The sequence below is a fragment of the Noviherbaspirillum sp. Root189 genome (genome assembly GCF_001428545.1).
GTDB lineage: Bacteria > Pseudomonadota > Gammaproteobacteria > Burkholderiales > Burkholderiaceae_D > Noviherbaspirillum.
Genome location: NZ_LMHZ01000078.1, coordinates 27,848 through 51,767, shown reverse-complemented (window position 1 = coordinate 51,767; position 23,920 = coordinate 27,848). Strand labels below are relative to the sequence as shown.

The following is a 23,920-nucleotide window of genomic DNA, read 5'->3' as shown; positions in this document are numbered from 1 at the left end:
CCTGTCGTTGTCTCCATGCGCTTGCCATCTTCGTGAAACAAAAGCACCCGATCAACTTCGCCGCAAGATCTTACGACATCAGCTTGAGATACGATGCGCTATTTCAGGCATGGCAGTACTGAATAGCATCTGCTATTGGATACCGGATACCGGCTGCCTTCAGCCGAGAAGTGTGGCGATCATGCGTTCCATGAAAAGGAAGCGGCTGCCACTTCACCGGCTTGTGGCGCTGCTGTGCTCACGGCTCGTTCATAGGCTTCAACGTATCTGCAAACTGATGAGCATGTTTTGCATTCCGCGAATGAATCAAATTACTCACTTCCACCAGATGCTGTCCATAGGTAGCAGCGAGTGTATCGATGACAAGTGCAAATTCAGGTGTCGATGGTGCGTAGAAAAACGCGCCTGGCAAGCCATCCACTTCTAAGGCAAAACCCGCTTGATATAACTGCCGCAACAATTCGGATGCGGCTCTTTCGTTCATGTACAGGCGTCTTGCCAGCCGCTTTCCATCCCAAGGCTGCTCCCTCTCGGTTCTGATCAATAGCATCGCCTCTAAAAAAGGCACGGTCGGGATGTGACTGACGACAAATTGACTTACCTCTTCCGGGATGTAATTTTGCTGCATAAAGTCTTTTACCCTGAGGCTTCGCACGAGCAATTGCATTGCGCAAGCGGCCGGTTTCGCCTGCCCGCTCCGTTCTTACACGTCGGCTGCATCGCATAGGATGATACGGCCAGTGTTATTCGATATCGGGCAACACTGGCAAGCACTTGTTTCAATCACTCTGCCTCCGACATCCCGCTCTGATGAGATAACTTAAGGAGCAAGGCTTTTGGCTGAAAAATCGTCTTTGTCCTGATCGATCGAGACCTGTTCAGGGACATGCGGACCTGCCGTAAGGTGATTACAGCTCGTGCCGGACAATACGAGGTGGGCCGCCGGGAGATGTTCTGATAAGCAATGAATACTCGTCGTAGCCTGATCTTGTTGCGTCCAACTTATACGCGATGTTCAAAAAAACGGTCCGCCCTGATAAACAGGCGCGGACCCGAAGGGAATCCAAGCTTTCCTGCTGCGGCGACTTCATCGCGCATCTGCACGCAAAAACCGGTTCATGCGTGCAGTGACAATGTCGACGAAGTCAGCGGCATGACCGCTCGGTCTACGCACTCTAACCTGGCCCAAGAACCAGATCGTCTTCCGACGCTTGCCATCATGCACGAGAATCCTTAGGTGAGCCTTAAGGCTCGGCAGCGTCTTGCGTGCCTGCGCAACTCTAAGCGAAAGAAGTATTTGCAAATGTCCCGAAATGATGCAGAATCTGCCTGCTGTATAAAAAAATCCATCTCAGGAGAGATGAGGAGACAACTGAAAGCCCGCGTCCATAAGACGCGGGCTTTCCCGTTTCTGACTGCTCCTGATTGCGCCTTCTGCCCATAAAGCGGGATTCCTCCTTAGTGAAAGCGCTCTTGTTAGCGCCCTCGCCAAAACGCACATACATCACGCTGTGATGTATGTTGGATGTCAGAGCAAATTTAAAGCTCCTATCAAAATGACGATGGCAAGGCACGCCGGCGAAGACAGTACAGGCGTACGGCCAGGGGATCTCGGCGACCCCAGGCAAGCGGCATTTTGATAGGAGCTCTTATTATCGATTGAGGTTTGACGCCTTTAATGTCATGCCTGTAGCGCCATCTTTTCTTCATCTTCGCAGGCCGGCATGAGGATACTTACCTTTAGTCCGCCCAAGGTCGATTGGCCAAGCTGTATCGTGCCTTCATGCCGTTCCACAATCGCCTTGACGATCGCCAGCCCCAGGCCGCTTCCTCCAGCGCTTGTGCCGGGTACACGATAGAACCGGTCAAACACGCGCGCACGGTTTTCTTCGGAAATCCCTGGACCTGAGTCTTCTACTGTCAGCTCGACACCCGTTTCGGTGCGGTTAATAGCGGCGACCACCTTTCCGCCATGCGGCACATACCGGATGGCATTGTCGAGCAGATTGCGGATCATGACGCGCAAGGCTTCGGCGTCACCTGGAACGCTTACTTCAGCAATATCAAGCATGCTGACGTTGACGTGCCGGGATGCCGCGAGCGGTCCCACATCGGCAACGGCATTTTCCATACATGCGGTAAAGCTTACCGGCGCCTGCGGATTGGGTTCAGACAATGGATCCTGTCTCGCCAGCGCGAGCAATTGTTCGACCAGTCTTGACGCGCGTTCAACCCCACCTTGCAGGCGGATAATGGCCTGCGCTCTGGCGACGTCGTCCTTGGCACGGGTCAGTGTCTGCAGTTGCAATTTCAAGGCGGTTAGGGGCGAACGCAGCTCATGTGCGGCGTCCGCCACAAAATGCTGCTGCGATCGCAGGGCATTCGCCATACGCACAAGCAATGAGTTGAGTTCAGCAACCAGCAAAGATACTTCGCGCGGTACACCCTGATCTGACACGGGCGACAGCGAGTTGGCGTTGCGATGTGCCAGGTCATTACCAATACGGTTAAGTGGACTTAATGCAGATGTCACTACCCACCATGCTGCAGCAAACAATAACAACGATGTGGGAACGATCGGCCATAGCGAATGCATCGCAAGCGAAATTGCCCGGTCACTACGCGTCTCCATTCTTTGCGCAACCTGTATTCGACGCGCCTGATGCTCTATCGCATACACACGCCATACACCGTTATTGAGTGAAACTGTAGAGAATCCCACTTCGGCCTGCTGCGGGAGAAACAGGTAAGGACGTCTTTGGAATACCCGTACACCGTCATCACTCCATATCTGGATGACGAAATCAAAATTCGTGCTGGGCTTGGAAGAGGTGTACCACTCGGTGTCGTCCAGGCCGGTGTCCTTGAGGGCGAAAGCCATCTGTTTCATGTGATAGTCGAACAGCTTGTTCGCTTCCTGCATGGCTTCGCGCAGAGACACGGCAAACTGCAGTGCGGCCGATCCAAGAATTGCCACGCCGAGCAGCAGGATCAGGCGAATACGCAACGACTTCATCACGGCTTTTCCACCATGTAGCCGAGACCACGTACGTTAATCACGAATTGTTGTCCAAGCTTTTTACGCAGGCCGTGGATATAGACTTCAATGGCATTGCTCTCCACATCGCTGGACCAGCCATACAATCGCTCTTCAAGTTGACCACGGGAAAGGATAGCGCCCGGCCTTGCGACCAGCGCATCAAGGATCGCCCATTCGCGCGAAGACAGTATGACCTGCCTGTCCCCGACCAGCACCTGGCGCGTCGCGGCATTGACGAGCACCTCGCCATGACGATACACCGATTCAGTGTTCCCCCGGGCGCGCCTGACCAACGCATGCAGGCGTGCGATCAATTCTTCAAGATCGAATGGCTTGATCAGGTAATCGTCGGCGCCGGCTTTCAAGCCGAGCACACGTTCGGGTACTGTGTCGCGCGCGGTGACCGCCATGACCGGCGTACTATCCGAGCGGGCGCGCATACCGCGCAACAGTTCTATGCCATCCTTGCCTGGCAGGCCAAGATCCAGCAGGACGGCATCGTAGGTATGCGTCGCCAGGGCAGCATCGGCCGCAGTCCCGTCCTTGACCCAATCGCTGGCAATACCTTCCCCATCCAGTGCGATCTGGATGTTTTCACCGATCATGACATCGTCTTCTACCAGGAGAATTTTCATTTTGCCATCAAAGTCACATTTGCTGGCGCCAACCGCAACAGCTTGTCGAATTGTAGTTGCCGTGCGCCCTTTGCAGCAAGCGCCGTCAAGTATTCGGAAATTGATAAGCCCAGTAAAGAAGGGTTTGTCGCCGCCCGTCTTGCATGATCATGACGGGAGAAGCAATCAAATGCACGTTCTCTGAAGGAACATGGTAGAGGTGTGGTTCGCTTGGACGATCAGATTTACGCCGCAAGACAAATCAGCCCGTTACTAGGATGAAAGAGCGTTTGCTGTCAGACCGTCATACCCGAACAGTCATACCTTAACGATAGGGAAATGGGGGGTTGTTTTTGATCTTAACCAGTACCGCAGCATACCGTGCGCATCTCATGCATCTGCAGCGGGGACAGCGACTGTGCCGGAATGGTGCTACCTGTCTGGTGCTGCAGGTATTCATACCGCACCAGACCGACCTGCATCCTACCGAGATTTATCGGCGGCCAAAACGGCCAAAACGATCACGTCGTTCCAGTTCAATGCGCTGAACACGGGGACGACTCGTAATCGGAACTGTTCTGATGTCATCGCTAGCCAGTGCGGCTTTAATCGCGCCCGGAGTTGATTTATCGGTAACGTTCCGAACGGTGAAATTCTGTGCCATACACCCTCCATTGAATTCGCAAATCGACACTGCGCAACGCCACATTGGCTGATCCCAGAGCAATCCTGTTGCGCTGCCACAGTGTCTCATGCGATTCTTAGGCGAGCCTTAGGGCAACGATGTTTCGAAAAATTTTTACTTCTTCAAGAGATAACATCGTCGCAATACTTCATCTGAAGCGTTTATCGGCCACAAACGGGTTGGTCAGCCGCTCCTTACCAAAGGTGGATACAGGGCCATGACCGGGTACGAATGTGACATCATCGCCAAGGGGCCAGAGTTTTTCACGAATGGAGCGGATGAGTGTGGCATGGTCTCCCCGTGGGAAGTCAGTTCGACCAATTGAACCCTGAAAGATCACATCGCCGACCAGCGCAAGTTGTACACCGCGATGAAAGAAAACCACATGGCCCGGCGTATGTCCCGGGCAATGCAAGACCTCAAGGGTTTGATCTCCAAACGTTACCATATCTCCGTCGCTCAGCCACCGGTTCGGAAGGAAAGGCTCTGCTGGGGGGAATCCTGTGCGCCGGGTCGCCTCGGCGAGCTGATCCAGCCAGAATTCATCTTCATGGTGCGGACCTTCAATTGGAACGCCAAATTCTCGCCTGACATGATCGGCGGCAGCACAATGGTCCAGGTGCGCATGGGTCAAAAATACTTTTTCCAGTTTGACGCCAAGCTCCTCGATACCGGCACGCAGACGGGGCAGGTCGCCGCCTGGATCAACAATGGCGGCGCAAAGCGTTGACTCACAGACGAGGATGCTGCAGTTTTGCTGAAAGGGCGTAACAGGAATGATGACGCATTTCATGGAGATCAAGGGTAAAGCCAGGATATAGCTTTATAAGTGGCAACAGTCAAACAGTATGACATGTCTGCGTTGCAGATTCAGTCGCCTGTATATCCTCAGCGCAATAAGTCGCGTCAAATTGAAATTCTAGACGGTTAATGCATCGCAGCATGCCTTCCCTTCTGCGATCCATGCGCTATAACTAAAGCATTCTTGAGAATCGGAGTGAGTAATGAGAACAACTTTTCATGAGGTAGAACTGGGAAAAGCTGTCATTCAGAATGCCACCGAACTGGGCACTGAACAGCTAGTTGTGACTGTCCATCCGGAAAGCAAGGCAGCGATACAGATCCAAATCCGTCAGGATACAAATGGTAGCAGCCCAACATCAAGTTCTATTGCCATCAATGCGCATGGACTTGAGCAGCTTGTGCGCTGGCTTCGTGAAGAAGGCGCATTGTCCTAGCAAGAGCAGGCCTGCCCGAGGCAGGCCTGCTTCAGAAGATTACATTCAGACTGCATTCACCAGCAAAGTGATTTACTCCCGAAGGAGTACGCCTGTCTTAAGAAGTGATGCTTACGGGTAATGTGGCGCTACATAGCTCGTCATGAGCAGCATTAGGACTTGCTCACCCTAGAACCTTGTATCACACTAAGCATCGCCTTGTTACGGCGTTGCCGGAGTGCATTACCAAAGATCAGAGGCTTCGAGTTTTTTCTCCGCTTCACGGTCTTCAATTCCCCGTCGCCGCAAGACTTTTGCATACATCAGATGCTGATGTTTTTGCGCATCCATCGGCGGTTGCGTCATGATGTCTTTCAGGCTGGCCGGCGAATCGTCACCTTGGGCAGGCTTTACGTACGGTTTGATGTGCATGGTAGTTCTTTACCTCACGTCGTTTCATCTCCGCCAGGTTGTCACCACGGATTACGTCCATTGTCTCCTAGATGACGTGAATTTACCATCCCATGTCGATGGGACAATGTTCTACAGCAAATACCGGTGTTGTTCATCAGATTGTCCACTGGTAACCAGAGCGGTCTGCCAGACACACCACAAAACGACAAAGGGCACCGTGTGCCCTTTGTTTATTCTCTCAGTGAGAATCTCAATGCGCCGTCTGGAACACCAGCGTGCGTATTACCTATCGTCTAGTGCTGAGCAACCGAACCTCGCCACGCACCAGTTTCGACGCCGCGTCCTTCGAGCAACTGTTTGAAACGCGTCAGGTTGCCTTGCGCCTGCATTTTGACCAAGCCTAGCGTATCGCCCACCTTCTCGTCCACGCTTTGTGGTTCATAGTCCATTTGCAGCATGACGCGGGTCGTGTTGTCAGAGACCTTGTGGAAGGTCACAACCCCGGCGTTGGGAACGCCAGTGATACTGCGCCATGCAATGCGCTTGTCAGGGATCTGTTCGGTAATTTCCGCATCCCATTCCACTTCCTTGCCTGCTACGTCAGCGCGCCAGTGCAAGTGCGTATCGTCAATCTGGCGAACCTCATGCACGCTATCCATGAACTTCGGAAAATCCTCGAACTGCGTCCATTGGTTATAGGCAGTGCTGACTGGCACATTCACGTCGATCGATGCCGTGGTAGACGACGACATTCCTGATGCGCGTGATTTCTTCAACTGTTTTGACAGCAGGACTCCGCCTACTGCAAGCGCGGCGACCGTTACTATTCTATTTAACATATGCATCTCCTAAGGTTAGCGCTTATGAACGAAAGCAATGGTGCCGCTGCGTATCGCCGCCTGCCGGATTCAAGGAGCAGGTGCGGCGGCAGCCACCACACTATTTGTTGATAAAGCCCTAATCAAAAAGTTCATGTATTCCTTTCGCATAACAACGAATACGAGAAGACGCGGAAGAAGTACGAAGTTGCCATACTTGCAATGATTGACTGCGCATCAACCTAAATCTTGTCATTGCAAAAATAGCTATTGCATAAGTAAAGTCCGCTTTGAACGAGAACGCGATGCCCGGTTACAACATGTAACACTCCCACAGTCAACTTGCCAAGGTGGTCACTCGTTCTGAGAAGGCGAGTAGTCATTGAGCAGCGCAGTAACGAAGCGCAATCTCTCCGACATATACATTATCAGAATTGCATTTACTAAGTTGACCAACAAATACTCGCAAAACCTCGAGTGGAGACAATATGGAAATCAACCGGATCAAGCAACAACTCGCACGCGTCGAACAGTCCATCGAATTCGCGCGAGAAATGTGCGAGCGCAATACGCAGAAACAAATTTGCGCTTCTTTGCGATCCCTGAATCGCGAGTCAGCACAACTCAAATACAGCCTCGCTGATACGCGGCACGACGAAGCGTTTCGGAATTATGGCGAGCATCTCCGTGACACCGGCGAATTTCTGATGCGGAGCAGCGAAAGGCTGCAGCATAAAGACACCAGGAGTGCGCTGGTTCAACTGCATGACGAATTGTTCGTACTTGCCGATTACCTGCAATAAGGCTTTTTGACGACCGGATGCTGTGGCGAAATGCAGTCACCGCAGCTAAATTTTTACCTCGCTGGGTTCATTACACCGAGCGCAGATGAGAGCGCGCTAGGCAGAATAAGTGAAATCGTCCGGTTCCAGTTCGCCAGCGGAGTCGCCGCCACATAGATGACGTCCTTGGGAGACAACTCGAAACCCTCGGCCATGGCGAGCGCACCCGGAGCGCGCCCATCAAGCTGATACACCGTCTGCCCATTGGCATCTTTGCGGATCACGTAAATCTGGCTTCCATCGCCGCTGAGCGGATTGACGCCGCCTGCTTCTCCCAATGCCTCATTTAGTGTTAGCCGGCCGTTATACATTGGAAGCGCACGTGGACTAACAACCTCGCCTGACACAAATACCTTGCTTTCCTCGCGCGACTTTACCCTGATTACATCACCATCGGTGAGCAGAATACTGTTGGGGTTGAAACCACGCTGGACGAGTTCGGGAAGATTGATCTGATACAGCGCATCACGGCGCTGCACCAGGACCTGACTCTGATCACCCGTCGGAAGAACGCCGCCAGCACGGTTCAGAGCCTCCACCAGCGTCATCGGTATATCGTTGATTGCTTGCAAGCCCGGCGTACGCACCGCGCCATCGACATAGACACGCTTGCTACGAAACGACTGCACGCGGAGCGTTATTTTTGGTTGCCGCAGATATTTGGAAAGTCGCGTCACCAGCAGGGTGCTTGCCTGATCCTGCGTCAGCCCGGCGACCTTCAGTTCGCCTGCAAACGGAAACTGGATGACGCCATCGTGATCGACAATGAAGCCAGCGGGAGGTGCGGCCGATGCGGATGTTGCCGCGTCGGCGCCAGCGCCTACCGGGCCTCCACCAGCTGTGGTTGCAGCACTTGAGAGCTCTGGATGATCCCAGACGACGATGGACAGGACATCGCCAGAGTCGATCGCATAAGGCGCAGGTTTTCCGAGAAGGCGCGTGATGTCCTGCGAAATCTGCTTCTCACGTCGTTCCTGTTCAGCTTTAACCAGTTGCGGCGTAATGGATTTGAGCGCGGCATTGATCAACTCGCCGCCACTGTCCGCATCCGTGCCGCTGACCTGCGATAGACTACCAGCACTGTTGAAATTGGTGCCCGAAGGTCCAGATGCACAACCTGCAATCCACATGGACAATACCGCGATGCTTCCGAACTTCAGCAGTGTGTTGATGTTACGGGCCATGGGGATTCTCCGGTTGATACGATGAGCAGCACGGTAGTCCGGGGCTGCGGGCACGGCATCGCCATCCGCTGCCAACTTGATCGCAACACCTCGTGCTCGTGTGGGCAATGTCGATATCCTGGGGCAGAATCGTACGATGCATGACGGTGGCCGCCAGAGCTTTGACTGTACGTTGCCTGCCATGGCCAATCTTGAGAACAATCAATCCGTGAAGTCAGTGAAGTCATTCGCAAGCGAACTACTGGCCTGGCATGTCCACAATGGAAGCTGAAGACGATGGTTGGTGTCGCGACGAGTGAATAATATCGATGACAGCCACATCTAAATGCGCTTTTCGCATCAACATTTTGCAGTCGACATCAATAACGTGCTTCTTCCCGGCGTTCCAGCGCATGGAAGAGATGTTCCTCTTCGTCCGACAATGCGTGTGTCAAAAAAATGGAGTTGCCGTCGCCAATCGCAACCAGACCGCAATGAGGGCAGGTAACCCTTCCTCTGTCCGCGAGGGCATCAAGGTCGGCACTGAAGCGATTGACCTGGAAGGGACGACCGCACAGTTGGTTTGGGCAACGACGGGTGGATCGCGACATGGCATTTCTCTTGTAGGAGTAATGCGGTAATACTACTTCGGAGGAAAATCAAGAAAATCCCATAGAAATGGGATTTTGGTGTGTCGTTTAGTCAAATTACCGCAGTATCGAAACTTTATTTTCAATAAATTTCCAGCAAGAATTTTATTGCATTCAAGCATAGATCCCGGCACTCAATGATATCGAGTTCGTCGGGCAACTACCAAGTTGCGCAACTCGCTTGTACTGAACTCTGAAATCTCCAGCATCTGCAGTAGCAGCCGTGGTTCGAGCTTGATTGCTTTTCGTCGTAACTGGTCAACGGTCTTAATAGGGAGTCCTAAAGCATTGGCAAATTTTTCATCATCATCAAATCCCAATTCATCAATAAGGACTTCAATAACACCATTCGGATCACTGTACAGTTCGGAAGATGGAAGCATGTCTTGGCCGTCATTTTGTATATCTGATCACCGGTTCCCTGATTCAACGCCCCGGTGATTTCCCTGAGCGTAAGTTAGCACACGGAAAGTAGAATTCGGCAAAGGCGTGTCAGCGTGATAACGAGCTATGTTGCATGGCGCAGACATCTGCAGCGGTTCTAGCATATTCCAGTCAGCGGCAGTGTGTGCGTCGACACGTGACGTGCGTATGAGCACAACAATAATTATTCTTCCGGATCGTGGCGTCCGCGTCCCGCCACCACGCGCTCCTTGATCCATTCAATTTTCGGTGTTGATTCGATATCGGCAATGACTGCACCATAGTTAGCACGCCCGCGAACGCGCTTTGAAGCATTCGCCACCTCGAAGTCGACCACGTAGCTCACAAAGACACGGTTCGATGCAGGGTCAGGTGTGATGTATTCAACTGTTGCAAGCTGATAGTGGCGCACCGGCCAACGTCGGCTGTAGCGCTCCACGTCTTTGACGATGTGCGGTTTATCTACAATGCCGTGGTCATAATACTCTACGCCGTCGGCAAAAAATTCCGCCTGCGCATAGGCGGATTTCTGAGGATTAATGAATGCTTCCAGAAATGTATTTACCTTGTCGACGGTCTCCGGAGAAACGACCGATTGCGCCTCTCCCTCCGCGCCATTGACAAGTAATGGGATCAGGGACAGGCATCCGAAGGCACGGTGAAGACTGCGTTGCAGACGATGTCGCATGATCCGTCCGGTGAGAACATAGGGAAGAACTGATTAGAGTGTAACTCTGCCGTCTTCAGTTCCATACGCTGCTATCTTGTCCTTTAACTTGCTGTACTCACGCTCGCGCGTGGATATCTGCAATAACCCATCGTGCCTGTCGGCGTCGGCGTCGGTGACAACGCTGCAGTTTCCGCTTCATACTCGACCATGGCTGTCGGACCATTGATGGCATGCATGGTTATCGATATGCATAGTACGAATTCTGACCTCGATACGCTTTGCCTTTAGAATGATGCCTGCCTAATGAAACGACACCGTCTAACCGGAGCCTCTTTTCCAGTCATGCCTAATTCCAATACCCTGCCCGCCCCTGCACTTCCGCTAGATATGATCATCTTTGGCGGCGCGGGCGACTTATCCGTTCGCAAACTGCTGCCAGCCTTGTATATGGCCCATTTGCATGGAAACCTGCCGCCCTCTACCCGTATCATTGCGGTCGGACGCCACACTTATGATCGTGCTGGTTACATCGAATTTGTCCAGGAGCGCTCACAACCTTTCATCGAGGCAAAAAACCTGGAGCCGGAAGCCTGGCAGGCCTTCCTCGGCATGCTGAACTATGTCGCAATGGACGTGAACGATGTGTCGAGCTATGCGGAGCTGGCACGACATTCCCGACCGGGCGTCGAGCGGGCGTTTTATCTCGCGACTGCGCCAACACTCTTTACGAGCATTTGCGACAATCTCGCGGCCTGCGGACTGGTCGACAGCAATAGTCGCGTCGTCCTCGAGAAACCGCTTGGTCACGACCTCGCATCGGCGCAAGAAATTAACCTTGCGGTGGGACGGCATTTCAACGAATCGCAGATCTACCGGATCGACCATTATCTGGGCAAGGAAACGGTACAGAACCTGATGGTGCTCCGCTTCGGCAATGGCATTCTGGAACCCTTGTGGCGTGCGCCCAATATCCGCAGTGTACAAATCACGGTGGCTGAAACCGTCGGCGTAGGCAGCCGGGCGGGATTCTATGACGGCACAGGTGCGTTACGCGACATGGTGCAAAACCATTTGCTGCAGCTGCTGTGCATCATTGCGATGGAACCCCCGGTGTCGCTGGATCCCGATGCGGTTCGTGATGAAAAACTGAAAGTGTTGCGGTCCTTGCGTCGCATGAGTTTGGGCGATATCGCACGCGATACGGTGCGCGGACAGTATGTATCCGGCGCGGTCAATGGCGAAGCGGTAAAAGCCTATCGTGACGAGCCCGGTGTGCCGGCAGACAGTCGTACCGAAACCTTTGTCGCAATGCGCACCTATGTCGATGCCTGGCGCTGGGCCAACGTCCCGTTCTTCCTGCGCACCGGCAAGCGGATGCAGAAGCGTTTGTCGGAGATTGTGATTGAGTTTGCCAATCCACCATTCTCGATCTTCCCGGATACTCCGCGCAATGCCGGAAACCGGCTCGTCATTCGACTGCAGCCCGAAGAATCGATCCAATTGCAGTTGATGGCTAAACAGCCAGGCAGCGGTATGACCATGCTGCCGGTCAGCTTGAATCTCGATCTGCAGTCGGCTTTCTCGCAGCGGCGTGCGGAAGCTTACGAGCGCCTGCTGATCGACGTGGTCCGGGGACGCCTGACGCACTTCATGCGGCGTGATGAGCTGGAAGCGGCATGGGCTTGGGCAGATCCGATTCTGGAAGGATGGGAAGAACTGCGAGAGCGGCCGCTGCAATACACCGCGGGAAGTTGGGGACCGGATGCCTCGGCCGCGTTGCTGGCACGGGAGGGATTCAGCTGGATGGAATAAGACAGTGGAATGAAATGATCAGCTAGCATGGCAGCGGGCCGGCAAGGAGTATAGGTCCGGCCGGCCCGCGCTGCTTATGCAGGCTCGTCCGACGTCTTCAGAAAGGAGCCGGTACGACCGCTCAGGCGCATGCGCTTTTCCACATCTTCCGCGCATTCCTTGCTACAGAAGGCAGCGCCCTGCATGGCGGGGTCGCCGCAATCGTTCAGGCATCCGCCATCGGGACGGGCGGAAAGCTGCCGTTCGACGCCTTGCCTGCCATTGGCGAGGATCGCCTGGAGCATCATCTGTTCGTTTTCGCTTGCTACGTCTGCTTCATCTGCCATTCGGGTTCCTTATTACAAAAGTATCATCGGCTTGCACCGGTGAACGGTCTTGGATACGGGAAGCAGGAAAAGGTTTCCCTCAGGATGGATCGACAGGGAGTGAAAGCGGATCGAGGTAACGTTCAATCAATTCAAAAAACTGGGTGTAAAACTGTTTGGTGGGAATGGTCTCGGTACCGACCTTGATCAGGGCGTCATCGCTTGATCCGAAGGGCAGAGAAATCGAACCGATCGCCCCTACCCCGAGACTGGCGGAATTGCTGCTTTTGCGCAGCGAATAGCGGTCGCGTACGGCGTTGGCGAATACTGTCGTGCTATTGCTGCCTTCGCTGTTCGCGGCGCAAACCACATGGAATTCGATCTGCGTGTGGGTATCCGTATGGGGCTGGAAATATTTGCGGCCACGGACTTGTGACGCCGTTGCCTCATTGATCACATACCCTTGACTGAGCAATGCACGCCGGGCTGCTTCGCAGCTGCGCTCGGGGGCACCGGGATAACTCTGCACATAGGATCCTGACGACAGAAACTGCTCCTGCCGCAATTCGGGCGGATTGGCGGTTGCACAAGCGCTCAGTCCGGCAACCAGCGCTACGGTGAAGATAAAGCGTATAGAAAAGGACGTCGTCGGCATGGGAACTTGTTCAAAACTATAAGATTGCGCAAGCAAATGCCATGATATTGGGCTTGGCGAAAGAAGTCGATGGCATCATACATCCTGGTGCGGATCGCCGGCGTGCGTTTGCGGACTTTCCCTTCCACACCGGACGTACCCGCCAAAATAAAAAAGCGACCCCGAAAACCGGGATCGCTTTTGTGGGCATTGCAGACTGACTATTTCGTGGCGTTACGCTGCCACCGCCTCCGCCGCTTCGGCCGGTGCCGATGTACGGATCAGGTGATCGAATGCGCTCAAGGCTGCCTTTGAACCTTCGCCCATTGCGATGACGATTTGCTTGTAGGGCACCGTCGTCACGTCGCCGGCGGCAAAGACGCCCGGCACGGATGTCTGGCCACGCGCATCGACTTCGATCTCTCCGCGATTGCTCAGGGCGACTGTGCCTTTCAGCCAATCGGTATTCGGCAGCAGACCGATCTGGACAAAAATACCTTCCAGTTCAATATTGCGCGACTCGCCGCTCTTGCGATCGGTGTAGCGCAGGCCATTGACCCTGGTGCCATCACCGGTCACTTCCGTGGTGAGTGCCTGTGTAATGACCGTCACGTTCGGCAGGCTATGCAACTTGCGCTGCAAGACCGCGTCGGCACGCAGTTGGCTATCGAACTCCAGCAGCGTAACGTGCGCGACGATACCGGCAAGGTCGATCGCCGCTTCGACACCCGAGTTGCCGCCGCCGACGACTGCAACCCGCTTGCCCTTGAAGAGCGGACCGTCGCAGTGCGGGCAATACGCCACGCCACGGTTACGATATTCCTTTTCACCGGGCACATTCATTTCGCGCCAGCGTGCGCCGGTCGCGAGCACAACGCTTTTTGCCTTCAGACTGGCGCCGCTTGCCAGCTTGATCTCAATGATGTCGCCTGGTACAAGCGCCTCTGCGCGCTGCAGGTTCATCACGTCGACATCGTAAGTCTTCACGTGCTGCTCGAGCGCCGCAGCCAGCTTCGGTCCCTCCGTCTCCTTGACGGAAATGAAGTTCTCGATGCCCATGGTATCGAGCACCTGGCCACCGAAGCGTTCCGCGACGACGCCGGTACGAATGCCTTTGCGTGCCGAGTAAATTGCAGCCGAAGCACCTGCCGGACCGCCGCCGACGACGAGCAGGTCGAACACGTCCTTCTTCGCGATCTTGGCGGCTTCGCGCTCGACCGCACCGGTATCGAGCTTGGCGAGGATTTCTTCGACGCCCATGCGGCCCTGGCCGAAAGTCTGGCCATTCAGGAACACGGTAGGCACGGCCATGATCTGGCGTGCAGTCACCTCATCCTGGAAGAGGGCGCCGTCAATCATCACGTGATGGATATTCGGATTGATGACCGCCATCAGGTTCAGTGCCTGGACGACTTCCGGGCAATTCTGGCAGGACAGCGAAATATAGGTTTCGAACAGGTATTCGCCATCGAGGTTACGGATCTGCTCGATCACATCGGCATCGGCCTTTGGCGGATGACCGCCTACCTGCAGCAACGCCAGCACCAGCGATGTAAATTCATGGCCCATCGGAATCCCGGCAAAGCGGATCCCCATGTCGCTTCCTGTACGGTTCAACGCAAACGACGGTGCGCGCTCGCCATCGCCGCGACGCTCGCCAAGCGCAATGCGCGGCGACAAGTCAGCGATTTCCTTCAGGAGTTCCAGCATTTCCCGCGACTTGTCGGTGTCGTCGAGGGACGCAATGATCTCGATCGGTTGCGTCACTTTTTCGAGATAGGCTTTCAGTTGGTTCTTGAGATTGGTATCTAGCATATTTTTTCTCGCTTTAAAGTATGTGACTGCAAAATTTCAGGGTACAGTGCCACCGCCGGGTCAGCCATGGGCTGCCGGATCATCCTGGCTGATCGGGGAGTGGTACTGCTGCGGGACGCGATGCCTTGCGCCCCGATGGCAGGCTGCGTCAGCGCTGACGCAGCCGGTGATGAATTAAATCTTGCCGACGAGGTCGAGCGACGGCGACAGTGTTTCTGCGCCCGGAGTCCACTTGGCTGGGCAGACTTCGCCCGGATGGGATGCAACGTATTGTGCAGCCTGCACTTTGCGCAGCAGTTCCTTGGCGTCACGGCCGATGCCGTTGTCATGGATTTCGCACAACTTGATCTGGCCTTCCGGATTGATCACGAATGTACCGCGCAGTGCCAGGCCCTCTTCTTCGATCATCACATCGAAGTTGCGGGTGATTGCACCGGTCGGATCGCCGATCAGCGGGTAACGGATCTTGGCGATGGTTTCCGATGTATCGTGCCATGCCTTGTGGGTGAAGTGGGTGTCGGTCGACACGCCATAAACTTCCACACCCATCGACTTGAAGGTATCGTAGTTGTCGGCCAGATCGCCGAGTTCGGTCGGGCAGACGAAAGTGAAGTCGGCAGGATAGAACACGACCACGGACCATTTGCCTTTCAGGTCAGCGTCGGAAACCTGAACAAACTTGCCGTTATGAAATGCGGTGGCGTTAAACGGCTTGACTTGTGTATTAATTAGAGACATAGCTTGTCCTCCTTGGTTGAAAAAGTTCGCGACAGAGGAATGATAGCCGCAATCAATGATGGCGTGAAATTAATAGTCTGAATCGACGCCATAGCTGTCCGCTATATACTTTTTCGGCCAGAGGATATGTTTCCTTGAATGAAACAAACCTGCGCTATGGCGTGCGCCCGACGATGGTTTACGCAGCCGGTTTGCGACCTTCCAGTTCGTCCGAGAGGTAGGCTCGGATTACCTCATCAAAGTTCCGGTCATGCTTGAAACCCATCGCATTCGCCCGTGCCGTATCGAAATTGCCCGGCCAGCTGTTGACGATGCGAATGATCGCGGGATCCGGTTGCCACTTGATCCGCTTTACCACGTCAGCACCTGCCACGCGTTCGAGCGCATCGACCATCTCTTTCACATTGGTCGCAAGTCCCGGCAAGCTCAGGGCACGGCTGCTTCCGAACAGGCTGCCATCAACATCATGGCCATGGATCAGCCCTTCTATCGCGTAACCCGGGGAAAGTAGCCACATCGGCGTTTCCGGCGCAACCGGACAGACAGCCTCCTGTCCATTCAGCGGCTCGCGGATGATGCCGCTTGCAAAGCTTGATGCCGCCTTGTTGGGTGCGCCAGGGCGGACACAGACAGTAGGCATGCGCAATGCGCGGCCATCGATAAAGTTCTTGCGGCTGTAATCGTTGACCAGCAATTCGCCCATGACCTTCTGTGCGCCATATGAGCTTTGGGGCGTCAGTACGTGTGTATCGGGAACAACCGCCGGTAGATCACCGCCGAAAACGGCCACCGAACTGGTGAAGACTACACGCGGCCGGTTTCCGTTTTTGCGGGCTTGCTCAAGGATCAAACGCGTCGCGTCGAAGTTGATTCGCATACCCAGATCGAATTCCGCCTCGGCTTGACCGCTGACAATGGCGGCGAGATGGAAGATCGATTGAGTTTCCGGCGTCAGTACCTTGCGAATGGTCTCCTGATCGGAAATATCTCCGGTCACAATATCGATACGTGGGTCGCTGAAGCCAGCAGCGGGAACGACATCCAGCAAACAAATGCGGGAAATCGGCCTCTGCCGGCCCTCGGCATCGGCAAGCGTGCCGAGCTCCAGCAATTTTCTCGCGAGCCTGCTGCCGAGGAGGCCGGCACCGCCGGTAATCAAAACCTGCATAAGTCTTCTCCTGATAAATTGGTGGATCGTGTCTTGCCGTTATGCATCGTGCGTTTCCGCTACTCAATTCAAATCTGTATGCCTGAACCAGTCGGTCGGATCGCCGTGCATGACCATGGCAATAATGTCACTTGGTAGTATAACTTATCATGTTGTATGATAAGTGGATATCATATTAATCTTATTTAGACAGACCTACGTCCCGATGACCAACAGCCCTGTTTTTCAGGTAGAACCGATTGCCGCCACTGCGACCATGTCGGATCGGGTGACGCAGGCGTTGCTGGAACTGATTCGTAGTGGCGCTTATCCGGCCAAGTCACGCCTGCCGTCCGAGACAGCAATGGCCCAGCAATTCGGTGTGAGTCGGACCGTGGTACGGGAGGCAGTTTCCCGGCTGAAATCCGAAGGCCTGGTTGAATCACGTCAAGGCAGCGGCGTATTTGTGCGGGAAGCCGGCCCTGATGCTCCTTTCCGGATCGATCCCGCCGTGATCGGCTCGATCCGGGCCGTCGCCCAGGTAGCCGAGTTGCGCCGGGGCGTCGAAGCGGAAATGGCAGCGCTGGCGGCCGAACGCTGCAGCGATGAACAGATCGCCGACATTGCCACGCGCCTCGAAGCAATTGACGATGAAGTTGCCGCCGGCGGAGATGGGGTGAATGCGGACATGGAATTTCATCGCAGCATCGCCCGTGCGACCGGCAATCCGCATTTCGTCGCGCTATGGGATTTTCTCGGCCAGTTTTTAAAGGGCACCATTTCTATTTCCCGCGCGTGGGAAGCAAGGCAGGACGAAACGCGGCGCCAGGTCCAGGACGAGCATCGTGCCGTCTACGAAGCCATTGCCGCACGCGACCCTGAAGCTGCGCGTGCCGCGGCGCGCCGGCACATGGAAATGGCATCGCATCGCATTCTGAATGCCGATCCTGAACTGTTGGCGATCCAAAATGCGCGTGGTCCTACCGCTGAAGGAGGGAAGTCGTGATCGTACGAAAAGAATTTTCGGCATACCAAATCGATGAACAAATCAAGATGGAAGGCGTTTCCCTATGACGATCCTGCTCGGATGTATCGCGGATGACTTTACCGGGGCAACCGATCTTGCGGGCATGCTGGTCCGGGCCGGCATGCGCACCGTGCAGATGATTGGCGTCCCTGCCTCCCCGTTGCCAACCGATGTGGATGCCGTCGTCATTGCACTGAAGTCGCGCACCGTCGCGCCATCGGAGGCGGTTGCCCAGTCGCTCGCCGCATTAAAACATTTGCAGCAAGCCGGCTGTCATCAGTTCTACTTCAAATATTGCTCAACCTTCGATTCCACGGATGTCGGCAATATTGGTCCTGTGACCGATGCGCTGATGTCGGAACTCGGGACTGATTTCACGATTGCGTGTCCTGCGTTCCCTGAGAACAAGCGGACCATCTACAAGGGGCATTTGTTTGTGGGCGACACGCTGCTCAGCGAAAGCGGCATGCGCGACCACCCTCTCACGCCGATGACGGACGCCAATCTGGTGCGAGTGCTGCAGCAGCAGACGCGGCGGACGGTGGGGCTGATTTCTTTTGACTCGGTCGCAAACGGAATCGATGCTGTGAAGGCTAGGATCACGACACTGCGTGAGGAAGGTGTCGAGATCGCCATCGTCGATGCGTTATCCAATCATGATCTCCTGACCATTGGCGCGGCCTGCGCAGGGATGCCGCTGGTGACCGCCGGTTCAGGCATTGCTCTCGGTTTGCCGCAAAACTTTCAAAACGACCTGAATGCCGTCGACAGAGAATCCGCTGATCGCCTCGACTATCCTTCCGGTTTGCGTGCAGTGCTCTCAGGAAGCTGTTCTACTGCCACACAGGCGCAGGTTGCGCATTTCATTGCCGGCGGACGACCGGCCTTTGCTATCGACCCGCTAAAGCTCGCGGCCGGAGAAGATGTCGTCGGCGCGGCATTGTCCTGGGCGGCACCGCTGCTGTCCGATCAGATTCCCCTTATTTATGCGACCGCTGCTCCGGAAAGCGTCAGAGCCGTGCAGGCAAACCTTGGTGTCGATCGTGCCGGTGCGCTGGTCGAACAGGCCATGGCACAGATCGCGTCCGGCCTGACAAGGCTTGGCGTACGGCAGATGATCGTCGCGGGCGGCGAAACCTCCGGTGCCGTGGTATCGGCGCTGAACGTGTCGGGACTGCGCATCGGCCGCCAGATCGATCCGGGTGTCCCGTGGACAATCACGATCGGCGGTACGCCGATGGCACTGGCGCTCAAGTCCGGCAACTTCGGAACGGAAGATTTCTTTTCCAAGGCCTGGAGTCTGCTGGCATGAATGAATCCGGACTGCGCGAGGAAATCTGCCGTTGCGGCGCGTCGCTCTACGAACGCGGGCTTGCCACTGGCAGCAGCGGTAACATCAGTGTTCGGCTCGATGATGGCTGGCTGTTGACGCCGACCAACGCCTGTTTGGGACGACTTGACCCGGCACGCCTGTCCAAGCTCGACTGGAGCGGCAACCTGGTCTCCGGAGATCCGGCGTCGAAGGAAGCATTCCTGCATCGCGCCATGTATGAAGAGCGCGCCGGAGCCGGTGCCATCGTGCATCTTCACTCCACGCATTCAGCGGCCGTATCGTGCATGTCCGGACTCGATCCATGTGATTGCATTCCTCCACTGACAGCGTATTTTGTCATGAAGATCGGCAAGCTGCCGCTGGTGCCTTACCATCGTCCCGGCGACCCCAAACTGGGCGAAGCCATCCGGGGACTTGCAGGGCGGCATAGCGCTGTCCTGCTGGCCAACCATGGCCCGGTCGTCTCCGGCAAAACACTGGAGAGCGCGTTGTACGCAACGGAAGAGCTGGAGGAAACCGCGAAGCTTTTCCTGCTATTACACGGAATGAATCCGCGTGTGCTGACGTCGGGACAGATCGCCGAGCTGAAGCGCGTTTTTCAACTCGACAATTAACGCGAACACGAAAGGAATGCCGTGCCCAAATTTGCCGCCAACCTGACAATGATGTTCAATGAAGTGCCATTTCTGCAGCGCTTCGAAGAGGCATCCCGCGCCGGTTTCAAGGCAGTCGAGTTTCTGTTTCCCTATGAGCACGCGCCGCAGGAAATCGCGGCGGCACTGAAGAGTAACGGTCTCGACAACGTGCTGTTCAACATGCCGCCGGGTGACTGGGGCAAGGGAGAACGCGGCATCGCTTCGCTGCCCGGTCGCGAAGCCGAATTTCGTGATGGTGTCGCCACAGCCCTCACCTATGCACAGGCGTGCGGTACGCCTTGCCTGCATGTCATGGCGGGACTGCTGCCCTTGGGCGCAAATCGTGAATTGCATCGCCACACCTATCTTGACAACCTGCGCTATGCAGCGGCAGAAACTGCAAAGCACGGCATCACGTTGCTGATCGAGCCGATCAATACCCGCGATATCCCGGGCTACTTACTGAATACCCAGGCCGAAGCACACGCGATCCGGGAAGAACTCGGTGCACCGAACCTGAAGGTACAAATGGATTTGTACCATGTTCAGATCGTGGAAGGAGATATCGCAATGAAGCTGCGCCGCTACCTACCGCATGTCGGGCATATACAAATTGCCGGCGTGCCGGAGCGGCATGAACCAGATATCGGCGAAATCAATTATCCCTACCTGTTCCGCCTGCTTGACGACCTTGGTTATCAGGGATGGGTCGGCTGCGAATATCGCCCGGCCAAGGGTACTGTCGAAGGATTGAACTGGATAAAATCGCTGTAGAATTGGTGCCGGTTTCCCGTATGCAAGCGAGCGGGATTTATAGGATCATCTGCTGTACAACGCTGTGAGCACCATTAATAACCTAGGAGACTTCAAATGAAAGCGTTACGCCTTACAACTCTTGCCATCGCCGTATCGGGACTCATTGCTGGCTTCGCCTCACAGCAGGCGGCTGCCCAGACTGTGATGCGCATCAGCGTATCCACCGCGCAGAATTCTCATCAGGGTGTCGCGATCGACACCCTGGCAAAGGAAGTCGAGAAGCGTACCAACGGCCGTTACAAGATCCAGACATTTTATTCGGGCTCGCTCGGTGCGGAACGTGAAGCCGTCGAAGCGGTACAACTCGGCACACAGGAACTGACCTGGACCTCGACTGGTCCGATCCCCAATTTCGTTCCTGAAGTCAAGGTGTTCGACGTGCCCTTCCTTTTCCGCGACTATGCGCATGCGCGTGCAGTACTCGATGGTCCGATCGGTCAGGAAATGCTGACCAAATTCGATTCCAAAGGTTTGAAGGCGCTGGCATGGGGTGAAAACGGTTTCCGCCACATGACCAACAACAAGCGCGCGATTAATGCGCCGGAAGACATGAAGGGCCTGAAGATGCGCACCATGGAAAACCCGGTCCATATCCAGGCCTACAAGGGCTTCGGCATCATTCCGACGCCGATGGCTTTTACGGAAGTGTTCACCGCCCTTCAGCAAGGTACGGTCGATGGCCAGGAAAATCCTTTGTCGGTCATTACGGCCAACAAGTTTGATCAGGTGCAGAAATACCTGACCCTGACCGGCCACGTTTATTCGCCGGGTGTTTTCCTGATGAACAAGGCGACTTTCGACAAGTTGTCCGCTGCTGACAAACAGGCTTTTCTGGAGGCTGCCAAGGTTGCCGCCAAAGCTAATCGCGATCGCGTCGATGCCGACGAAAAGAGTGCTGTAGCCGACCTGCGCAGCAAGGGCATGCAGGTGGTCGATAACGTTGACAAGAGCAAGTACCAGACAGCCTTGGCACCGGTATTCGCGGATTTTGAAAAGCAGTTCGGCAAGGCGACCCTGGACAAGATCAGGGCCGCCAAGTAAGGATCAGTCGTTACTGACGCCCCGTTCGCGGGGCGTTTTCCTTATCCATACAAGTACACAGTACAACAATGCCCGGCGCCGTGACGGCTGCACGGCAACAAGAGGATAGAGAGTCACATGAAATCTGCATATCTGTCAGTAGCACGGCGACTTACCGGCTTTTCGCTGGGCTTTGCCTGCCTGATGCTGATCCTGTCAGCCGTACTCGGCATGTACCAGATCCTGACCCGGTTCATTTTCGAACAGCCTGCCGAATGGAGTGAAGTGCTGATCCGCTTCTTTCTGATCTGGATGGTTTTCATGGGCTTGCCCGAAGCATTTCGTCTCGGCTCGATGGTATCGATCGACCTGATGCACCGTCTGGCACCCCCCGCATTCCGTCGTGTGCTCGATTTTGCCATTACCCTCGCCACGCTGGCGCTGCTGGCTGTCATCATCTGGTATGGCTGGGACTACGCGCAGCGCGGTAAGGTGCAGACCATGGCCGGTCTCGAAGAGATGTCAATGTTCTGGGCCTATGTGGCGTTGCCGGTCGGTGGCCTGTTTGCCGTGATCGGCGTCATTGCCAATTTGCTGGATCCCCAGCACCAGGAACTCGAAACCGCTCAATAAACGCACAACAAGGCTCGTTCATGTCTCTTACCATGCTCATCACGATGATCGTGTGCTTCGTCTTTTCGGTATCGATTGCGGTATCGATCGGGCTGGCCAGTGTCGTCGGCATTTCCGTGGCCAACGCCAACATGCTGATCGCTGCAAAGGAAATGTTCACAGCGATCAACAAGTTTCCGTTGGCTGCCATTCCCTTTTTTATTCTCGCCGGCAACCTGATGGAAACAGGCGGGATTTCACAGCGGCTCGTCGAGTTCGCCAAGTCCCTGGTCGGCGGCATTCAGGGCGGCCTTGCCGCTACCTGCGTACTGACCTGCATGATCTTTGCGGCGGTGTCGGGATCATCTGTCGCAACAACCTTCGCCATTGGGGCAATCCTGATCCCGGCCCTGGTCAAGCATGGCTACCCGATCACTTATGCAGCAGCGCTGCAAGCAACATCAGCGGAGCTTGGTGTCATCATTCCACCATCGATCCCAATGATTCTGTACGGTGTTTCCGCGGAGGTCTCGATCGGCGAACTCTTTATCGCCGGTTTTGGTCCAGGTATCCTGATCGGCGTGGCACTGATGGTTTTTGTCATCATATATGCGCGCATCAAGGGCTACGGCAAGCACGACCATGAAGGAAAACTGACCGTCTTGGCAGCCGCAAAGCAGGCATGGCTCGCGCTGCTGATGCCCGTGGTTATCCTGGGCGGCATCTACGGCGGCGTATTCACGCCGACTGAAGCATCGGTTGTCGCCGTCTTCTATGCATTGATCCTCGGCTTGTTTGTGTACCGTGAAACGCGCCTGGCCGATATCGCCATGATCCTGAAAAAATCGGTGCTATCGTCGGCGGTCATCATGTTCATCATTGCCAATGCCGGATTATTCAGCTTTATGATCACGCGCGCTGGTGTGCCCGAGGCAATCGGTGCCTACCTGGCAGAGACACTGAACAGCCCGATTTACTTTTTACTGGGTGTCAATGCCGCGTTGTTCATCATCGGCATGTTTATCGAAACGTCGGCATCCATCATCGTGCTGGCGCCCATCCTGGTACCGGTGGCGATGAAGTTCGGCATCGACCCGGTGCATTTCGGCATGATCATGATCGTCAATCTTGCGCTGGGCATGATCACCCCACCATTCGGTGTCAATTTGTTCGCTGCCTGTACCGTCGCTAAAATCTCTCTTGATAAAATCATCCCGCGACTCTTGCCGTTCGTCGGGGTGATCCTGGCTTGCCTTGCCGTCATCACTTACTTCCCGCCGCTTTCCTTGTATCTGCGGGATCTGGTGTACGTACGCTGAAGCTATTAGCGGCTGGCGGGGGTACGTCAAGCGTACCCCCGGATCGTTTCAGGCCAGTCAAGAATTTCTTATACCACAAGGCGCAGGAGGAGTCAATAGCGAGCTATTGACGACGAGTGCAACGCCGGCAGGCGGCTCGGCGCCCCCGAAAAAAGACGCGATCTCATGGTG

General features: G+C 55.1%; 25 protein-coding genes. 10 read left to right on the top strand and 15 right to left on the bottom strand.

Annotation, left to right across the window (positions count from 1 at the left end):
• Positions 1–238: 238 nt before the first annotated feature.
• The 4 genes from ASE07_RS26645 to ASE07_RS26630 form a co-directional block, all read right to left on the bottom strand.
• Positions 239–628: a hypothetical protein gene (locus tag ASE07_RS26645; RefSeq protein WP_057293933.1), complete on the bottom strand. Its 390-nt coding sequence runs from the start codon at positions 626–628 to the stop codon at positions 239–241.
• A 1,053-nt stretch (positions 629–1,681) separates the two neighbouring features.
• Positions 1,682–3,016: an ATP-binding protein gene (locus ASE07_RS26640; RefSeq protein WP_057293844.1), complete on the bottom strand. Its 1,335-nt coding sequence runs from the start codon at positions 3,014–3,016 to the stop codon at positions 1,682–1,684.
• A complete protein-coding gene (locus ASE07_RS26635) occupies positions 3,016–3,675 on the bottom strand; it encodes a response regulator (RefSeq protein ID WP_057293843.1) in 660 nt (219 codons plus the stop codon). Before ASE07_RS26635 ends, ASE07_RS26640 begins: the two co-directional genes overlap by 1 nt.
• Positions 3,676–4,487: 812 nt before the next feature.
• A complete protein-coding gene (locus ASE07_RS26630; RefSeq protein WP_057293842.1) occupies positions 4,488–5,132 on the bottom strand; it encodes an MBL fold metallo-hydrolase in 645 nt (214 codons plus the stop codon).
• Between the two features lie 211 nt (positions 5,133–5,343).
• Here ASE07_RS26630 and ASE07_RS26625 point away from each other — a divergent pair, with 211 nt between their 5' ends.
• Complete coding sequence (locus ASE07_RS26625; protein ID WP_057293841.1) at positions 5,344–5,577, top strand: hypothetical protein; 234 nt, start codon at positions 5,344–5,346, stop codon at positions 5,575–5,577.
• Positions 5,578–5,799: 222 nt separating this feature from the next.
• On the opposite strand, the gene ASE07_RS26620 is transcribed toward ASE07_RS26625, so the two are convergent.
• Complete coding sequence (locus ASE07_RS26620) at positions 5,800–5,988, bottom strand: hypothetical protein (RefSeq protein ID WP_057293840.1); 189 nt, start codon at positions 5,986–5,988, stop codon at positions 5,800–5,802.
• A gap of 275 nt (positions 5,989–6,263) precedes the next feature.
• Positions 6,264–6,809 (bottom strand): SRPBCC family protein, encoded by a 546-nt coding sequence (locus tag ASE07_RS26615; RefSeq protein WP_082584515.1) that lies wholly within the window; start codon positions 6,807–6,809, stop codon positions 6,264–6,266.
• A 467-nt stretch (positions 6,810–7,276) separates the two neighbouring features.
• On the opposite strand from ASE07_RS26615, the gene ASE07_RS26610 reads away from it, so the two are divergent.
• Positions 7,277–7,591, top strand: coding sequence for a hypothetical protein (locus ASE07_RS26610; RefSeq protein ID WP_057293839.1), 315 nt, complete (start codon positions 7,277–7,279; stop codon positions 7,589–7,591).
• 53 nt (positions 7,592–7,644) lie between these two features.
• On the opposite strand, the gene ASE07_RS26605 is transcribed toward ASE07_RS26610, so the two are convergent.
• The 4 genes from ASE07_RS26605 to ASE07_RS26590 all read right to left on the bottom strand — a co-directional run bounded on the left by ASE07_RS26605 (position 7,645) and on the right by ASE07_RS26590 (position 10,554).
• Positions 7,645–8,814 carry a polysaccharide biosynthesis/export family protein gene (locus tag ASE07_RS26605; protein ID WP_156397070.1) on the bottom strand — a complete coding sequence of 390 codons (1,170 nt, stop codon included), beginning with the start codon at positions 8,812–8,814 and terminating at the stop codon, positions 7,645–7,647.
• 359 nt (positions 8,815–9,173) lie between these two features.
• Positions 9,174–9,404 carry a hypothetical protein gene (locus ASE07_RS29200; protein WP_156397069.1) on the bottom strand — a complete coding sequence of 77 codons (231 nt, stop codon included), beginning with the start codon at positions 9,402–9,404 and terminating at the stop codon, positions 9,174–9,176.
• A gap of 173 nt (positions 9,405–9,577) precedes the next feature.
• Positions 9,578–9,826 carry a hypothetical protein gene (locus tag ASE07_RS26595; RefSeq protein ID WP_057293837.1) on the bottom strand — a complete coding sequence of 83 codons (249 nt, stop codon included), beginning with the start codon at positions 9,824–9,826 and terminating at the stop codon, positions 9,578–9,580.
• A gap of 224 nt (positions 9,827–10,050) precedes the next feature.
• A complete protein-coding gene (locus tag ASE07_RS26590; RefSeq protein WP_057293836.1) occupies positions 10,051–10,554 on the bottom strand; it encodes a hypothetical protein in 504 nt (167 codons plus the stop codon).
• A 324-nt stretch (positions 10,555–10,878) separates the two neighbouring features.
• On the opposite strand from ASE07_RS26590, the gene zwf reads away from it, so the two are divergent.
• Positions 10,879–12,348 carry a glucose-6-phosphate dehydrogenase gene (gene zwf / locus ASE07_RS26585; RefSeq protein WP_057293835.1) on the top strand — a complete coding sequence of 490 codons (1,470 nt, stop codon included), beginning with the start codon at positions 10,879–10,881 and terminating at the stop codon, positions 12,346–12,348.
• 74 nt (positions 12,349–12,422) lie between these two features.
• Here zwf and ASE07_RS26580 read toward each other — a convergent pair whose 3' ends face one another.
• The 5 genes from ASE07_RS26580 to denD form a co-directional block, all read right to left on the bottom strand.
• Entirely contained in the window at positions 12,423–12,674 is a 252-nt protein-coding gene (locus ASE07_RS26580) for a hypothetical protein (RefSeq protein ID WP_057293834.1), read from the bottom strand.
• 79 nt (positions 12,675–12,753) lie between these two features.
• A complete protein-coding gene (locus ASE07_RS26575) occupies positions 12,754–13,308 on the bottom strand; it encodes a DUF2242 domain-containing protein (RefSeq protein ID WP_057293833.1) in 555 nt (184 codons plus the stop codon).
• Positions 13,309–13,521: 213 nt separating this feature from the next.
• A complete protein-coding gene (gene ahpF, locus ASE07_RS26570; protein WP_057293832.1) occupies positions 13,522–15,102 on the bottom strand; it encodes an alkyl hydroperoxide reductase subunit F in 1,581 nt (526 codons plus the stop codon).
• A 174-nt stretch (positions 15,103–15,276) separates the two neighbouring features.
• Positions 15,277–15,840 carry an alkyl hydroperoxide reductase subunit C gene (gene ahpC, locus ASE07_RS26565; RefSeq protein WP_057293831.1) on the bottom strand — a complete coding sequence of 188 codons (564 nt, stop codon included), beginning with the start codon at positions 15,838–15,840 and terminating at the stop codon, positions 15,277–15,279.
• Positions 15,841–16,018: 178 nt separating this feature from the next.
• Entirely contained in the window at positions 16,019–17,008 is a 990-nt protein-coding gene (gene denD, locus ASE07_RS26560) for a D-erythronate dehydrogenase (RefSeq protein ID WP_057293830.1), read from the bottom strand.
• Between the two features lie 205 nt (positions 17,009–17,213).
• Here denD and ASE07_RS26555 point away from each other — a divergent pair, with 205 nt between their 5' ends.
• The 7 genes from ASE07_RS26555 to ASE07_RS26525 all read left to right on the top strand — a co-directional run bounded on the left by ASE07_RS26555 (position 17,214) and on the right by ASE07_RS26525 (position 23,749).
• Positions 17,214–17,993 (top strand): FadR/GntR family transcriptional regulator, encoded by a 780-nt coding sequence (locus ASE07_RS26555; protein WP_057293829.1) that lies wholly within the window; start codon positions 17,214–17,216, stop codon positions 17,991–17,993.
• A gap of 64 nt (positions 17,994–18,057) precedes the next feature.
• Positions 18,058–19,326 (top strand): 3-oxo-tetronate kinase, encoded by a 1,269-nt coding sequence (gene otnK, locus ASE07_RS26550; protein WP_057293828.1) that lies wholly within the window; start codon positions 18,058–18,060, stop codon positions 19,324–19,326.
• Positions 19,323–19,961 carry a 3-oxo-tetronate 4-phosphate decarboxylase gene (gene otnC / locus ASE07_RS26545; RefSeq protein WP_057293827.1) on the top strand — a complete coding sequence of 213 codons (639 nt, stop codon included), beginning with the start codon at positions 19,323–19,325 and terminating at the stop codon, positions 19,959–19,961. Before otnK ends, otnC begins: the two co-directional genes overlap by 4 nt.
• 21 nt (positions 19,962–19,982) lie before the next feature.
• Positions 19,983–20,756 carry a 2-oxo-tetronate isomerase gene (gene otnI, locus ASE07_RS26540; protein WP_057293826.1) on the top strand — a complete coding sequence of 258 codons (774 nt, stop codon included), beginning with the start codon at positions 19,983–19,985 and terminating at the stop codon, positions 20,754–20,756.
• A gap of 96 nt (positions 20,757–20,852) precedes the next feature.
• Positions 20,853–21,839 (top strand): TRAP transporter substrate-binding protein, encoded by a 987-nt coding sequence (locus ASE07_RS26535; protein ID WP_057293825.1) that lies wholly within the window; start codon positions 20,853–20,855, stop codon positions 21,837–21,839.
• A 117-nt stretch (positions 21,840–21,956) separates the two neighbouring features.
• On the top strand, positions 21,957–22,451 hold the full coding sequence (locus ASE07_RS26530) for a TRAP transporter small permease (RefSeq protein ID WP_057293824.1): 495 nt from the start codon (positions 21,957–21,959) through the stop codon (positions 22,449–22,451).
• 20 nt (positions 22,452–22,471) lie between these two features.
• Positions 22,472–23,749, top strand: a complete 1,278-nt coding sequence (locus ASE07_RS26525) for a TRAP transporter large permease (protein WP_057293823.1) — start codon at positions 22,472–22,474, stop codon at positions 23,747–23,749.
• The last annotated feature ends 171 nt before the right edge of the window (positions 23,750–23,920 follow it).